This window comes from Vibrio atlanticus (assembly GCF_024347315.1).
Classification (GTDB): Bacteria; Pseudomonadota; Gammaproteobacteria; order Enterobacterales; family Vibrionaceae; genus Vibrio; species Vibrio atlanticus.
Map to the genome: position 1 here is coordinate 3271588 of NZ_AP025460.1, position 15166 is coordinate 3286753.

At 45.4% G+C, this 15166-nt stretch carries 9 protein-coding genes, 2 rRNA genes and 1 riboswitch; of the genes, 3 read left to right on the forward strand and 8 right to left on the reverse strand.

The genetic code is table 11. The features are described 5' to 3' along the window. Nucleotides 1-10: 10 nt before the first annotated feature. Nucleotides 11-2903, reverse strand: a 23S ribosomal RNA gene (locus OCV30_RS14785). 354 nt (nt 2904-3257) lie between these two features. Next, nucleotides 3258-4812, reverse strand: a 16S ribosomal RNA gene (locus tag OCV30_RS14790). The 16S and 23S rRNA genes sit together here, the layout of an rRNA operon. A gap of 608 nt (nt 4813-5420) precedes the next feature. Between OCV30_RS14790 and OCV30_RS14795 the strand changes: the two genes are divergently transcribed. Further along, complete coding sequence (locus OCV30_RS14795; protein ID WP_009848258.1) at nt 5421-5873, forward strand: RNA recognition motif domain-containing protein; 453 nt, start codon at nt 5421-5423, stop codon at nt 5871-5873. Here the strand turns inward: OCV30_RS14795 and murI are convergent. Genes murI through OCV30_RS14810 form a run of 3 tightly spaced genes read right to left on the reverse strand, consistent with a single transcriptional unit; the run spans nt 5836 to nt 9291 of the window. Beyond that, the gene (murI, locus tag OCV30_RS14800) at nt 5836-6642 is read right to left on the reverse strand and encodes a glutamate racemase (protein ID WP_065679470.1); all 807 of its coding nucleotides are present in this window, start codon (nt 6640-6642) and stop codon (nt 5836-5838) included. The two genes, OCV30_RS14795 and murI, sit on opposite strands and share 38 nt — an antisense overlap. 60 nt (nt 6643-6702) lie before the next feature. Then, nucleotides 6703-7368 carry a Dph6-related ATP pyrophosphatase gene (locus OCV30_RS14805; protein ID WP_065679469.1) on the reverse strand — a complete coding sequence of 222 codons (666 nt, stop codon included), beginning with the start codon at nt 7366-7368 and terminating at the stop codon, nt 6703-6705. Nucleotides 7369-7416: 48 nt separating this feature from the next. Then, the gene (locus OCV30_RS14810) at nt 7417-9291 is read right to left on the reverse strand and encodes a TonB-dependent receptor domain-containing protein (RefSeq protein ID WP_065679468.1); all 1875 of its coding nucleotides are present in this window, start codon (nt 9289-9291) and stop codon (nt 7417-7419) included. A gap of 43 nt (nt 9292-9334) precedes the next feature. Continuing rightward, nucleotides 9335-9536, reverse strand: a riboswitch (cobalamin riboswitch). A 184-nt stretch (nt 9537-9720) separates the two neighbouring features. On the opposite strand from OCV30_RS14810, the gene trmA reads away from it, so the two are divergent. Continuing rightward, nucleotides 9721-10830 carry a tRNA (uridine(54)-C5)-methyltransferase TrmA gene (gene trmA / locus OCV30_RS14815; RefSeq protein WP_009848254.1) on the forward strand — a complete coding sequence of 370 codons (1110 nt, stop codon included), beginning with the start codon at nt 9721-9723 and terminating at the stop codon, nt 10828-10830. A gap of 80 nt (nt 10831-10910) precedes the next feature. Here trmA and OCV30_RS14820 read toward each other — a convergent pair whose 3' ends face one another. Further along, on the reverse strand, nt 10911-11282 hold the full coding sequence (locus OCV30_RS14820; RefSeq protein WP_004736696.1) for a YijD family membrane protein: 372 nt from the start codon (nt 11280-11282) through the stop codon (nt 10911-10913). Further along, nucleotides 11282-11923, reverse strand: coding sequence for an HTH-type transcriptional repressor FabR (fabR, locus tag OCV30_RS14825; protein ID WP_010438693.1), 642 nt, complete (start codon nt 11921-11923; stop codon nt 11282-11284). The genes OCV30_RS14820 and fabR overlap by 1 nt, the downstream gene beginning before the upstream one ends. 327 nt (nt 11924-12250) lie before the next feature. On the opposite strand from fabR, the gene sthA reads away from it, so the two are divergent. Beyond that, on the forward strand, nt 12251-13651 hold the full coding sequence (sthA, locus tag OCV30_RS14830) for a Si-specific NAD(P)(+) transhydrogenase (RefSeq protein WP_009848252.1): 1401 nt from the start codon (nt 12251-12253) through the stop codon (nt 13649-13651). Nucleotides 13652-13757: 106 nt separating this feature from the next. Here the strand turns inward: sthA and dinF are convergent, their stop codons facing one another. Next, nucleotides 13758-15122 carry an MATE family efflux transporter DinF gene (dinF, locus tag OCV30_RS14835; RefSeq protein WP_209439699.1) on the reverse strand — a complete coding sequence of 455 codons (1365 nt, stop codon included), beginning with the start codon at nt 15120-15122 and terminating at the stop codon, nt 13758-13760. Between the last annotated feature and the right edge of the window lie 44 nt (nt 15123-15166).

Here is a 15166-nt window from a genome sequence, read left to right on the forward strand (position 1 = left end):
TGGGTGTTGTATGGTTAAGCCTCACGGGCAATTAGTACAGGTTAGCTCAATGCCTCGCAGCACTTACACACCCTGCCTATCAACGTCGTAGTCTACGACAACCCTTTAGGACGCTTATAGCGTCAGGGAAAACTCATCTCAAGGCTCGCTTCCCGCTTAGATGCTTTCAGCGGTTATCGATTCCGAACTTAGCTACCGGGCAATGCCATTGGCATGACAACCCGAACACCAGAGGTTCGTCCACTCCGGTCCTCTCGTACTAGGAGCAGCCCCTTTCAATTTTCCAACGCCCACGGCAGATAGGGACCGAACTGTCTCACGACGTTCTAAACCCAGCTCGCGTACCACTTTAAATGGCGAACAGCCATACCCTTGGGACCGACTTCAGCCCCAGGATGTGATGAGCCGACATCGAGGTGCCAAACACCGCCGTCGATATGAACTCTTGGGCGGTATCAGCCTGTTATCCCCGGAGTACCTTTTATCCGTTGAGCGATGGCCCTTCCATTCAGAACCACCGGATCACTATGACCTGCTTTCGCACCTGCTCGAATTGTCATTCTCGCAGTCAAGCGGGCTTATGCCATTGCACTAACCACACGATGTCCAACCGTGTTTAGCCCACCTTCGTGCTCCTCCGTTACTCTTTGGGAGGAGACCGCCCCAGTCAAACTACCCACCAGGCACTGTCCGTAATCCCGATTCAGGGACCAACGTTAGAACATCAAAACTACAAGGGTGGTATTTCAAGGACGACTCCATCACATCTAGCGACGCAATTTCATAGTCTCCCACCTATCCTACACATGTAGGTTCAATGTTCAGTGCCAAGCTGTAGTAAAGGTTCACGGGGTCTTTCCGTCTAGCCGCGGGTACACTGCATCTTCACAGCGATTTCAATTTCACTGAGTCTCGGGTGGAGACAGCGTGGCCATCATTACGCCATTCGTGCAGGTCGGAACTTACCCGACAAGGAATTTCGCTACCTTAGGACCGTTATAGTTACGGCCGCCGTTTACCGGGGCTTCGATCAAGAGCTTCGACCGAAGTCTAACCCCATCAATTAACCTTCCGGCACCGGGCAGGCGTCACACCGTATACGTCATCTTACGATTTTGCACAGTGCTGTGTTTTTAATAAACAGTTGCAGCCACCTGGTATCTGCGACTCTCGTCTGCTCCATCCGCAAGGGACTTCACTGATAAGAGCGTACCTTCTCCCGAAGTTACGGTACCATTTTGCCTAGTTCCTTCACCCGAGTTCTCTCAAGCGCCTTGGTATTCTCTACCCGACCACCTGTGTCGGTTTGGGGTACGATTCCTTACAATCTGAAGCTTAGAGGCTTTTCCTGGAAGCATGGCATCAATGACTTCACTACCGTAGTAGCTCGACATCGTATCTCAGCGTTAAGAAAGTCCGGATTTACCTAAACTTTCCGCCTACGTACTTGAACCTGGACAACCGTCGCCAGGCCCACCTAGCCTTCTCCGTCCCCCCATCGCAATTGTAAGAAGTACGGGAATATTAACCCGTTTCCCATCGACTACGCCTTTCGGCCTCGCCTTAGGAGTCGACTTACCCTGCCCCGATTAACGTTGGACAGGAACCCTTGGTCTTCCGGCGAGGGAGTTTTTCACTCCCTTTATCGTTACTCATGTCAGCATTCGCACTTCTGATACCTCCAGCAGCCCTTACAGACCACCTTCAACGGCTTACAGAACGCTCCCCTACCCCACATACCCTAAGGTACGTAGCCGCAGCTTCGGTGTATAGCTTAGCCCCGTTACATCTTCCGCGCAGGCCGACTCGACCAGTGAGCTATTACGCTTTCTTTAAATGATGGCTGCTTCTAAGCCAACATCCTGGCTGTCTGAGCCTTCCCACATCGTTTCCCACTTAGCTATACTTTGGGACCTTAGCTGGCGGTCTGGGTTGTTTCCCTCTCCACGACGGACGTTAGCACCCGCCGTGTGTCTCCCGGATAGTACTTACTGGTATTCGGAGTTTGCAAAGGGTTGGTAAGTCGGGATGACCCCCTAGCCTTAACAGTGCTCTACCCCCAGTAGTATTCGTCCGAGGCGCTACCTAAATAGCTTTCGGGGAGAACCAGCTATCTCCAGGTTTGATTGGCCTTTCACCCCTAGCCACAAGTCATCCGCTAATTTTTCAACATTAGTCGGTTCGGTCCTCCAGTTGATGTTACTCAACCTTCAACCTGCCCATGGCTAGATCACCTGGTTTCGGGTCTAATCCTAGCAACTGTACGCCCAGTTAAGACTCGGTTTCCCTACGGCTCCCCTAAACGGTTAACCTTGCTACTAAAATTAAGTCGCTGACCCATTATACAAAAGGTACGCAGTCACACCACGAAGGTGCTCCTACTGCTTGTACGTACACGGTTTCAGGTTCTATTTCACTCCCCTCACAGGGGTTCTTTTCGCCTTTCCCTCACGGTACTGGTTCACTATCGGTCAGTCAGTAGTATTTAGCCTTGGAGGATGGTCCCCCCATATTCAGACAGGATATCACGTGTCCCGCCCTACTCGTTTTCACTGATTATGATGTGTCGGTTACGGGGCTATCACCCTTTATTGCGAGACTTTCCAGACTCTTCACCTGCATCATTAAAAGCTTAAGGGCTAATCCAATTTCGCTCGCCGCTACTTTCGGAATCTCGGTTGATTTCTCTTCCTCGGGGTACTTAGATGTTTCAGTTCCCCCGGTTTGCCTCCTGTTGCTATGTATTCACAACAGGATACTTACTTATGTAAGTGGGTTTCCCCATTCAGGAATCCCAGACTCAAAAGGTTATTACTACCTAATCTGGGCTTATCGCAAGTTATTACGCCTTTCATCGCCTCTGACTGCCAAGGCATCCACCGTGTACGCTTAGTCACTTAACCATACAACCCGAAAGGGTCTTAGCGTATGGCAACTAACCAAGGTTTTTGGTTGTCATCAAGAAGGGTTAATTCCTGATAACTGTTTGCCGGACTCAATTGTGAATCAAATAAATTTGATTCGAATACAAGACACTTGAATGTGTTTGTTGTGTTTATCTAATGAAAGATAAACATTGAGAACTTTTAAATTTGATTGAATTACTCGTAAGTAAATCAATCAGTCAGCTTTCCAAATTGTTAAAGAGCATAAAGCAAAAAGCTTTAATCAATAACTTACGTTATTAATTAAAGCTCTGGCTTTAACTAAATCTAAACCATCAATCTGTGTGGACACTCATCGTAAGTATCTTCGTATAAGGAGGTGATCCAGCCCCAGGTTCCCCTAGGGCTACCTTGTTACGACTTCACCCCAGTCATGAACCACAAAGTGGTGAGCGTCCTCCCCGAAAGGTTAAACTACCCACTTCTTTTGCAGCCCACTCCCATGGTGTGACGGGCGGTGTGTACAAGGCCCGGGAACGTATTCACCGTGACATTCTGATTCACGATTACTAGCGATTCCGACTTCATGGAGTCGAGTTGCAGACTCCAATCCGGACTACGACGCACTTTTTGGGATTCGCTCACTATCGCTAGCTTGCTGCCCTCTGTATGCGCCATTGTAGCACGTGTGTAGCCCTACTCGTAAGGGCCATGATGACTTGACGTCGTCCCCACCTTCCTCCGGTTTATCACCGGCAGTCTCCCTGGAGTTCCCGACATTACTCGCTGGCAAACAAGGATAAGGGTTGCGCTCGTTGCGGGACTTAACCCAACATTTCACAACACGAGCTGACGACAGCCATGCAGCACCTGTCTCAGAGCTCCCGAAGGCACACCTGCGTCTCCGCTGGCTTCTCTGGATGTCAAGAGTAGGTAAGGTTCTTCGCGTTGCATCGAATTAAACCACATGCTCCACCGCTTGTGCGGGCCCCCGTCAATTCATTTGAGTTTTAATCTTGCGACCGTACTCCCCAGGCGGTCTACTTAACGCGTTAGCTCCGAAAGCCACGGCTCAAGGCCACAACCTCCAAGTAGACATCGTTTACGGCGTGGACTACCAGGGTATCTAATCCTGTTTGCTCCCCACGCTTTCGCATCTGAGTGTCAGTGTCTGTCCAGGGGGCCGCCTTCGCCACTGGTATTCCTTCAGATCTCTACGCATTTCACCGCTACACCTGAAATTCTACCCCCCTCTACAGCACTCTAGTTCACCAGTTTCAAATGCAGTTCCGAGGTTGAGCCCCGGGCTTTCACATCTGACTTAATGAACCACCTGCATGCGCTTTACGCCCAGTAATTCCGATTAACGCTCGCACCCTCCGTATTACCGCGGCTGCTGGCACGGAGTTAGCCGGTGCTTCTTCTGTTGCTAACGTCAAGATGTGCAGCTATTAACTACACACCCTTCCTCACAACTGAAAGTACTTTACAACCCGAAGGCCTTCTTCATACACGCGGCATGGCTGCATCAGGCTTTCGCCCATTGTGCAATATTCCCCACTGCTGCCTCCCGTAGGAGTCTGGACCGTGTCTCAGTTCCAGTGTGGCTGATCATCCTCTCAGACCAGCTAGGGATCGTCGCCTTGGTGAGCCATTACCTCACCAACTAGCTAATCCCACCTAGGCATATCTTGACGCGAGAGGCCCGAAGGTCCCCCTCTTTGGCCCGTAGGCATTATGCGGTATTAGCCATCGTTTCCAATGGTTATCCCCCACATCAAGGCAATTTCCTAGGCATTACTCACCCGTCCGCCGCTCGACGCCCATTAACGCACCCGAAGGATTGTTAATGTCGTTTCCGCTCGACTTGCATGTGTTAGGCCTGCCGCCAGCGTTCAATCTGAGCCATGATCAAACTCTTCAATTTAAGATTTTGTGACTCAACGAATACTGACTTCAAAACTACTATGTAATTTTAAAGCTATTACCATTCCAACAGAATGGTAATGAATTGACTGTGCCGAATAACTACAAGTAGTTAAACGTATTGGTCACTCAGTTCATTGAAATCAATGTTGTTACCGAAGTAACTGTTACTACCTAAGTAATAACGTTTTGATATTCATCAACGAGTGCCCACACAGATTGATAGGTTTAAATTGTTAAAGAGCGCTAGCGTTTTGTGACTCAAATCTCAGTCGCTAGGGGTGCGTACTATACCTGCACCACTTAGAGAGTCAAGGGTTATTTTTAAACTCTTATTCTCTACCGATTTCGCTGCGTGACTTTCGTCTCACTCCTTGTCGGTGAGGCGGCATTATAGAGAGTTCGATATAGAGCACAAGAGCTTTTTTAAATAAAAGTTTTGTTCGCCTAAAAAGCCACCACATCCGCATTTTTCGAATAAAAACTAAACATTTGAGACGTATCACAGCAATACATTGGCAAAATGGAAGCCATGAACGTAAGATTCATGTGTCTATTTTGTTAATGGTAGATGCGTATATTTCGTTTATTAATATGTAGTATTCCGATATGAACTCAAAAAAATCGATGTTGTTAATTGTCGCGCTAGCTGTATTGGGCGGCATTGTTTTCTCTCAGGTAGATATATCGCCTGCAATTACCTTTATCCTTGGTGTCTTGGCTTCCGCTTTTGTTGTTAATTTTTCAAGCACCAACTCAAAATCAGAGTCAGAACCTAAGGCTTCAACAAAAACACTTTATGTAGGTAACCTTCCATACAAAGCGAATGAATCACATGTACGTGAATTGTTCTCTGAATATGGTGAAGTATTTGCTGTACGTTTAATGAAAGACAAACGTACTGGTAAAAGAAGAGGTTTTGGATTTGTTGTTATGGCAAGTAATGATGTGAATCATGCTATTTCAGAACTTAACGATAAAGATTACATGCAACGTACTTTAAAAGTACGCGTTGCAAACGATCCTAAACATCCAGAAACGGACGAAGCTGAGCTGAGCTAAACCCTAACTGCTTCAGCATACTATTTAGTGCACTTTCTTTTTTAGGAAGTGCACTACAAAAAGCCTCACGCACTCCCCCTTCTTCAGTACTGCTCTCTAAATCCAATAAATCTTGAACCCGTTTAGCAATAGCCTTACCTGAATCAATCAACATCACGTTTTTACCTAGCACTTGCTGAATCTCTGATTTGATCAGTGGAAAATGAGTGCACCCTAAAACAGCCACATCAATTGTGTTGATCATTGGTTGAAGGATTTGCTGCAGCTCTTCAAGGTTAATCACCTCACCTCTGAGTTTATCTTCGGCCATATCCACCAACTGAGTCGAACCTAAAAGATCAACTCTTTTATTACTAGAGAAGTTTTTGATGAGCTCGTGTGTGTATTCACGAGTAATCGTTGCGGGTGTCGCAATAAGACCAACGGCTTTATTGGCAAGTAGGGATGCTGGCTTGATTGCCGGAACAACCCCGACAATAGGGATTGGGTTATTTGCCCTTAGTGTAGGCAACACAATTGTACTTGCTGTATTGCAGGCTATCACCACAATATCAATAGCGTGGCTAGCCACAAAACTGGCGACGATGCTTTGAACTCTGTGGATAAGGACTTGCTGGTCTAGCTCACCGTATGGGTAAGCTTCGTTATCGAATACATAAGTATAGTTATGATTCGGTAGTAACTGGCTTATCTCTTTATATACGGACAGACCGCCAACTCCAGAATCAAAGATCAATATGTTTTTTTGTATGCTTTCCGACACAACCATTACCTGTAATAAGTTCCGTTGCAATGATACCCCTTCACTTAGTTTTCGCCAATCATCACTCTACATAATGCAGGCTCGGTAGCGTTGATGCACAAAGCGCTCACCCTGCTCTACATTTTCCAGCTCTATCTCAAGCCTTCCTTTAAAGCATGGCGCTGACGTGACTAAAGTATGGAACTCACCATCTTCGCCGCATGGGTCGACGTGACTCGGTAAACTGTCGATTAGCTCAAACGTGTATTCTTTCCCGCAATAGCTCATGTCTAATGCATCGGTATCGACCGTGACGAGAAAGGTTTCGATTCCTCTGTCTATTATTTCACTCGCAAGTACCTGACTGCTCTCTCCCATTAGGGGAAACACACACTCCCAACCAGCTGGCTCTATATAACTTCTTCGGTAATCGGCAATGCCATTACAGAACATATCTCCAAACGCGACCGCATCGATTGATAAGCTAGAATCTTTAAGTACCGAGACAATCGTACTTTGGTAAACCTCATTACTTGGGAAGACTTCCGGTAGCTCAATCATGATTAATGGTAAACCGACCAATCGAGCTTGCATTGCAACTACCTCAATAGGAGTTACCTGGAAAGGAACTTCATCTCCAACATACGTAGTATACAGAGCAACAACTTCATACTCGGTGCTTTCAAGTAGGCGCTCTAACGTTAACGTAGAGTCTTTACCTGACGACCAACTTATGACGACTTTCTTTTTCATTGATACATCCAATAAGAAAAAACCGCCCGAAGGCGGTTTGCATACCAGTTAGAACTGATATGAAGCATTTAGGTAGTATGCTTGATCTTGCGTTTCATACTTATCCACCGTTTGGTATTGAGTATTAAACAAGTTTTCAACTTTAGCTCGTAGTTTCCATTGTTCGGTCAACTGGTAAGCTAGTGTAAAGTTCACGAGGCTATACGGTTCAAGTTCCACCGTATTTTTTGCATCGTCATAGCGTTTACCTTGATACTGATAGCTCAAATCACCACGCCAGTGATTGTGTTCATAGCTGACCAACCATTTCGCTGCAAAGTTTGCTCTACGAGACAGCTCTTTATCTTGAATGTCTTCTGGTTGACCATAACCAGCAACATTGATTTTGTTGTTATGGTCTAGGAAGTCTAGCGACACTGAGTGTGAAATCACGCCGGTCTCAAACTGCGAGCTTACTTCAATACCACGTATTGTCGCATCAGAATTCTTTAAAACTTCACCTTTTGACTGATAACTTACCAAATTAGTAATTTTGTTTGAATAACCTACAACGCGTATATCTGATACGTCAGAGAAGAACTCAAATCCAGCCTCAAAACTCAAAGACTCTTCTGGTTTCAAGTCACTCTTACCATAGCCAGGCCAGAATAGGTCATTGTATGTCGGAGCTCGAAAGGCAGTACCACCAGACGCAATCAAACGCCAATTCTGATTAACAAGATAACCAATTCCTAGCTGCCATGTCGACTTTCCGCCATAGACTTCGTTGTCATCATGACGAACACTTGCTTCAATTTGCAAACCTGAATTGTCATAGAAAGCCGAAGCGAATACTGCATTATTCTTACGACTAGTACCGTCATATTTCTGGTAACTATTGCTGCTCCAAATTTTGGAATCAGCCACGGTGTCTTTAGTTAGGTCGACGCCTGCATTAAGTACAAAGATCTCAGATAACTTATAAGAGTTCAGCCAGTTAAGAGCATGGCGGTCAGTGATTAAGTGGCTACCCGGAACTTGACCGCCTTTATTGTTACTATCGTCGCGGTTAGTTGATACAGACAAAGATGAACGATACTTCTCACCATTATATGCAACAAGCGCTGCGTAGTTGAAAAGAATAGATTCTTGCTCATCAGCTGATAGCTTACCTGTTGAAAAGTCCTTATAACTTTCATATTCAGTCACACCTTTATGATAGAAGCCCATCACTTTGGCAGACCACTCAGGTGAAAAGTTTGTCCCAACCTCAAGCGTTAAGTCTTGACGGCTATAGCCATCTTCATCAGGTTGAGCCGGGCCAGTGCCTACGACATCAAAACCATCTGACGCTTCAGTGTTTACAGACATATTGATCCAAGATTTCTGACCAACTTTAGAGCTCACACCAGCTGCACCTTGGCGATAGTTATCAGTACCAGCACCAACTTGAACAGTACCAGAGTCAACATCAGCCCCTGATGAAGTAATAATGTTAATTACACCACCTATTGCATCAGCACCATATACCGCAGCACGAGCACCTTTTACTAACTCGATACGTTCAACGCCGCTTAGAGGAATCGCTGAGAAGTTCGCACTACCAGTTGTCGCACTACCAATTCTCACCCCGTTATAGAGGACAATGCTTTGATTCGATGAGGTACCGCGAACAAAGACTGAACTGTTTTGTCCACGTCCGCCATTTTGCGTTACTTGCACACCAGGTAATAATGCTAAAGCTTCCGTTAGAGATTTGATTTGCAGGTTATCAATTTGCTCTTTAGTCACAATATCGACTGTTGCTGTAACTTGACCCACAGACTGCTCAAAGCGGTTAGCCGTAACCACCATGGTTTCGTCAGCAGATGCTTCTTGTGCGTGTAAATTGGAGATAGGTGAAAGCAGCGATGCTACAGCAACCGCTAAAAGGGATTTGTTCATGTTGTTGTGATCCTAAATCGCGTAAAGTCCTACCAAACCACATTTTATGGTTTAGCTGCTGGCAGGTATTCGGACTCAAGAGCACAACCTTGCGGTTACCTAATATTCGACTTCCCACAAAATGCTATTTGCAGTGTCTATGAATACTTGTTCTCTTTTACCGCTGCGCGTCAGTTCTGGATTTTCACCAGATTCCCTTTCAGCCATCTATACATCTAGATAGCACCAGCTTGCAAAGATGGTATTAAGCTATCTTTCTTTTGTCCAGTCAATATTCAAAATTTCCGTGCTACAGAACCTTAGTGATATTAGATTGCTATTATTTACGAACGATCTTTTACTCATTGTTAGGACAACACTGGACATAGTGCTGAGATTGAATAAAATCTGCGCTCTTGATTTAAAAGCACGATAGCAAAAGGCATAACAATGGCGAATTTAGAAGTAAACCCGCAACGCTACCAAGAACAACTGGCAGAAAAGACTGAGCGTCTTACTGAAATGTTCTCAGAATATAATGTGCCTGAGCTGGAAGTGTATGAATCTCCAGAACAACACTACCGTATGCGTGCAGAGTTCCGCGTGTGGCATGAAGGTGACGATATGTATTACGTCATGTTCAATCAAGAAACTAAAGAAAAATACCGTGTCGACCAGTTCCCTGCGGCTAGCCGCCTGATTAACGACCTAATGCCTCTATTAACGGATGCAATGAAGGACAACCACTCTCTACGCCACAAACTATTCCAAGTAGACTTCCTTTCTACATTAAGCGGCGAGATTTTGGTGTCACTGCTTTACCACCGCCAATTAGGTGAGCAGTGGATTCAAGATGCTAAAGCACTTAAGCAGCAATTAAACGATGAAGGTTTTAACCTAAACCTGATCGGCCGTGCGCGTAAGATGAAAATCGTGCTGGACCGCGACTACGTTATTGAAAAGCTAGATGTGAATGGTGATAGCTACATCTACCAGCAAGTTGAGAACAGCTTTACTCAACCAAACGGTAAAGTAGCAGAGAAAATGTTGGAGTGGGCAGTCGACTGTACTCAAGACAGCAAAGGCGACTTACTTGAACTTTACTGTGGTAACGGTAACTTCTCACTAGCACTGGCACAGAACTTCGAACGTGTACTGGCAACAGAACTGGCGAAGCCGTCAGTAGAATCTGCGCAATACAACATCGCAGCCAACAAGATTGAAAATGTTCAGATCATCCGCATGTCTGCGGAAGATTTTACCGTAGCAATGGAAGGCAAGCGTGAATTCCGTCGTCTACAGCAAGCGAACATCGATCTTAAGAGCTACAACTGCAACACTATCTTCGTTGATCCACCGCGTTCAGGTATGGATGTTGATACTTGTAAGATGGTTCAAGGCTACGAGCGCATCATGTACATCTCTTGTAACCCTGAGACATTGAAAGAGAACCTAGACATTCTAAGCGAAACACACGACATCACTCGTTTTGCTCTATTTGACCAGTTCCCTTACACACACCACATGGAAGCGGGTGTGTTCCTAGAGCGTAAAGCGTAAACCTCGCTCTCTAAGTCGAAGCTAAGCAGCAGATACAAAAAAACGAGCCAATTGGCTCGTTTTTTTATTGATAGATTGGTTTAAGCAGTTTTACCGATAAAGCCTAGCTTCTTACCTACCCAAGCGAGCAGTAGCATCGCGACGATAATCGCAAAGAAGTTTGACCCGGCATCAGGGTGTTGTGCTTTCACAAAAGCCGAGTGGCCAAATGCACCTACAAAGAAACAAGCTAAACCCACTAACGGAATATCTTCAGATACTGGATTTGTTAGGTACTCTTGGTATAGCGCTTGTACAGCCAACACTAAAGCAATCAGCGGGAAAATAGAGAAGCCCACTTCGCTCATTGTTACCCAAGATAACAGTGCATCACCACACACACCTGCTACAACAGCAAGTACGAGTGTCTTTCTTTCAGAACCACGGTTTACAGTATTATTTTCATTCGACATTATTCAATCCCGCCTTTTAATCGGTTACGTTCACGTTCTTTACGATACCAAAAAGCTCCTTTGGCCATCATTCGCAATTGCATGATCAAACGCTCAGCCAATTCATCTCGCTGACGTCGATCTAAATCTAATGCTTCTGCCCCTGAGTTAAAAACCAAGATGACGGAGGCTTCCGCTTGAGTAAAAGCTTCGTCTCTTGTCATTCCTGTTGTGATCAAATATTCGGTTAACTCAGCAGAGAAATGCTGTATCTCACGAGCTACCGCTGCACGAAACTCAAATGAAGTTCCTGAGCGCTCCCGCAATAACAGTCTGAATACGTTTGGGCTGCTTTCAATGAATTCCATAAAGGTTTCAACCGATGTGCGAATCACGCTGCCTTCTTTTACTATGCGTTGCCTAGCTTGACGCATCAACTGACGCAACAATAAGCCACCTTCATCGACCATGGTTAAGCCAAGCTCATCCATGTCTTTAAAATGGCGATAAAAGGAAGTCGGAGCTATTCCAGCCTCACGAGCGACTTCTCTCAAGCTTAGATTAGAAAAACTACGATCGGCACTGAGTTGGCTAAATGCCGCATCGATTAAGCTACGACGAGTTTTTTCTTTTTGCTGTGCGCGAATGCCCATTGGTTTCATACTTTATCAACATCTTCTTTTACAGCCTAAACAGGCATGTCTAATACTCTATTCAATATAACGCGAATCACTTACTTATATAAGGCACTCTGGTTATATAAGACACTAAACACACCTCTTTGTTCACGTATCGAAGTAAATACGTTCAAAGAAAACATTTCAATATCCGCACCGTCATTTGGAGACATACGACATACCAAATATTATTTTTTCAGTAGCATGACGTGATCTCACCGACTCTCTGATGCCCTTTTCATGTACCCAAGAACAGAATCAGTTAAAATCTCGCTAAAGCAATGTTAATCAAATATAACAAGGAAGATATCTATGTCGCACTCCAACCACTTTGATGTAATCGTAATTGGTAGTGGCCCCGGAGGAGAAGGGGCAGCGATGGGATTAACCAAAGCCGGGTTGAACGTTGCTATCATTGAAAAAGAGAGCAGCGTTGGTGGTGGTTGTACCCATTGGGGGACCATTCCTTCCAAAGCACTGCGTCATGCCGTAAGTCGTATTATTGAATTCAACAGTAACCCTCTGTTTTGTCAGAATAATAAAAGTATCCACTCAACATTTTCCAATATTCTGGGGCATGCTAAATCGGTCATCGACAAACAGACTCGCTTGCGCCAAGGTTTCTACGATCGCAACCAATGCACGTTAGTCTTCGGTACTGCACGTTTTATCGATACCCACACGATCTCCGTAATGCAAAGCGACGGTACTGAAGAACACTACAGCGCAGACAAATTTGTTATCGCGACAGGTTCTCGTCCTTATCAGCCAGACAACGTCGACTTCATGCATGAACGTGTCTACGACAGCGATTCGATTCTTTCTCTTAAACACGATCCTCAGCACATCATCATCTATGGTGCTGGTGTTATCGGCTGTGAATATGCCTCTATATTTCGCGGTTTAGGCGTTAAAACCGATCTCATTAATACTCGCGATCGCCTGTTGTCCTTCTTAGATAACGAAACCTCAGATGCACTTTCTTACCACTTCTGGAACAGTGGCGTTGTTATTCGTAACGATGAGACCTTTGAGAAAATTGAAGGAACTGATGATGGTGTAATCATTCACCTAGAGTCAGGTAAAAAAATGCGTGCCGATTGCCTACTGTATGCCAATGGTCGAACGGGCAATACAGATAAACTGAACCTTGGTGCGGTTGGCTTAGAAGCGGACTCTCGTGGACAAGTATCAGTCAACAGCAACTACCAAACCAGTGTTGAACATGTTTACGCTGTCGGTGATGTGATTGGGTATCCTAGCCTAGCAAGTGCTGCTTATGACCAAGGTCGATTTGTGGCTCAAGCCGTGGTGAAAGGTGAAGCAGAAAGACACCTTATCGAAGACATCCCAACAGGTATCTACACCATTCCTGAGATCAGCTCTGTCGGTAAAACCGAGCAAGAGCTTACCGCAGCTAAAGTGCCGTATGAAGTGGGACGTTCTTCATTCAAGCACTTAGCTCGCGCTCAAATTGCAGGTAAAGATATTGGTAGCTTGAAGATACTTTTCCATCGTGAAACTAAAGAGATTTTAGGTATCCACGTGTTTGGTGAACGTGCCGCTGAAATCATTCACATTGGTCAGGCGATCATGGAACAAAAAGGCGAAGCCAACACCATCGAATACTTTGTGAATACCACCTTTAACTATCCGACGATGGCCGAGGCGTATCGCGTAGCAGCGCTTAACGGACTTAACCGTTTGTTCTAAACAAAGAAGCAACAGGACTATTTGACCACCTGTAGGCCAAATACATAAACAGCAAGCCATGAGCTTGCTGTTTTTATTTTTCGTTCCCTGAACTAAGCTATGCAAACTAAGCGAGAAACTCCCCTTTCTTCCACTGAGAAACAAACAACACACCAAGACCAATGCCACGCATCGCCATAAAACTCAACATTGCTAGCCACAGCGCATGGTTTTCTAAACCTGAGGCCAAGTAGAAAATTACAAAGAAGCTGCAGGTCGCCACGAACATGCTATTGCGCATATCCTTGCCCTTGGTTGCCCCCACAAAAATGCCATCGAGTAGGAAGCACCACATAGAAACAAGCGGCATTGCAATCAACCATGGTAAATACACTTCAGCTTGGCTCTTAACGTCTGAGATTGTGGTGATCATATTAATCAAGCTAGACCCCGCTATCGCAAACACAATAGTAAGCACCAAGCAGATATTGAAACTCCAGAAGAAGGTGCCAATCAATGATTGGTTTAACTCGTATTTATCTTTCGCGCCAATCGCTTTACCCACCATGGCTTCCATAGCATAGGCAAAGCCATCCATCCCATAAGAGATAATCATCAAGAAGCTCATCAACACCGCATTTGCGGCCACAACATCATCACCAAAGCTTGCACCTTGGAAAGTCATAAAAGTAAAAGTCGCTTGTAGGCATAATGAACGCAGAAAGATATCGCGATTCAGTTTTACGAAACGACTCAAACCTTGGCTGGTTTTCTTAAGCAGCTCCCATGGCGATGGTAACTGCTTCTTCACCCAGATTCGGTAAACACAAATCAGGCCAAATGTTAGACCGGCATAATCAGCCATTACAGATGCCAATGCTGCGCCTTCCACTTGCCACCCTAATCCTATAACAAAAACGATATCCAAAACGATATTGGTGATATTGGTGATATTGGTGATGATCACCATCCACATTGGCGCTTTAGCATTTTGGGTTCCGAGCAACCAACCTAAAATTACAAAGTTAGTTAGCGCAGCAGGTGCACTCCATGCTCGGGTCGAGAAATATTGCTGACCATAGTGTTTCACTTGATCACTGGCACTACTCAGCGAGAAAACCGCATCCGCAACAAAGCTGTGTAATAGTAAAAAGACGCCTGCGAACCCTAAAGCCATGGTCACGCCTTGCACGAAAACCAAGCCAAGCTGCTTGCCATCGTCCGCCCCATAAGACTGTGCGGCTAGCCCGGTCGTCGACATGCGTAAGAAACCGAGCAGCCAAAAGGTCACGCTGATCATTGTGCCACCCAGCGCCACACCACCTAAATACCAAGAATGTTCCAGATGACCGATAACCGCAGCATCGACTAAGCCCAACAGTGGAACCGTAATATTAGAAAGAACCATCGGGATCGCGATCAACAGCACTTTTTGGTGCATCGCCTGATTGGATAACGTTTGAAAAATAGTTTGGGGATTAAATAACTTCACGATCACCTCTTAGATTAGAGGCGATAGTTTAACCTAGTGAGTGG

Bases quoted from the DNA above. Each gene is read 5' to 3' on its own strand.
- OCV30_RS14795 (WP_009848258.1), top strand. From the start codon at position 5,421: ATGAACTCAAAAAAATCGATGTTGTTAATTGTCGCGCTAGCTGTATTG.
- murI (WP_065679470.1), bottom strand. From the start codon at position 6,642: ATGGTTGTGTCGGAAAGCATACAAAAAAACATATTGATCTTTGATTCT.
- OCV30_RS14805 (WP_065679469.1), bottom strand. From the start codon at position 7,368: ATGAAAAAGAAAGTCGTCATAAGTTGGTCGTCAGGTAAAGACTCTACG.
- OCV30_RS14810 (WP_065679468.1), bottom strand. From the start codon at position 9,291: ATGAACAAATCCCTTTTAGCGGTTGCTGTAGCATCGCTGCTTTCACCT.
- trmA (WP_009848254.1), top strand. From the start codon at position 9,721: ATGGCGAATTTAGAAGTAAACCCGCAACGCTACCAAGAACAACTGGCA.
- OCV30_RS14820 (WP_004736696.1), bottom strand. From the start codon at position 11,282: ATGTCGAATGAAAATAATACTGTAAACCGTGGTTCTGAAAGAAAGACA.
- fabR (WP_010438693.1), bottom strand. From the start codon at position 11,923: ATGAAACCAATGGGCATTCGCGCACAGCAAAAAGAAAAAACTCGTCGT.
- sthA (WP_009848252.1), top strand. From the start codon at position 12,251: ATGTCGCACTCCAACCACTTTGATGTAATCGTAATTGGTAGTGGCCCC.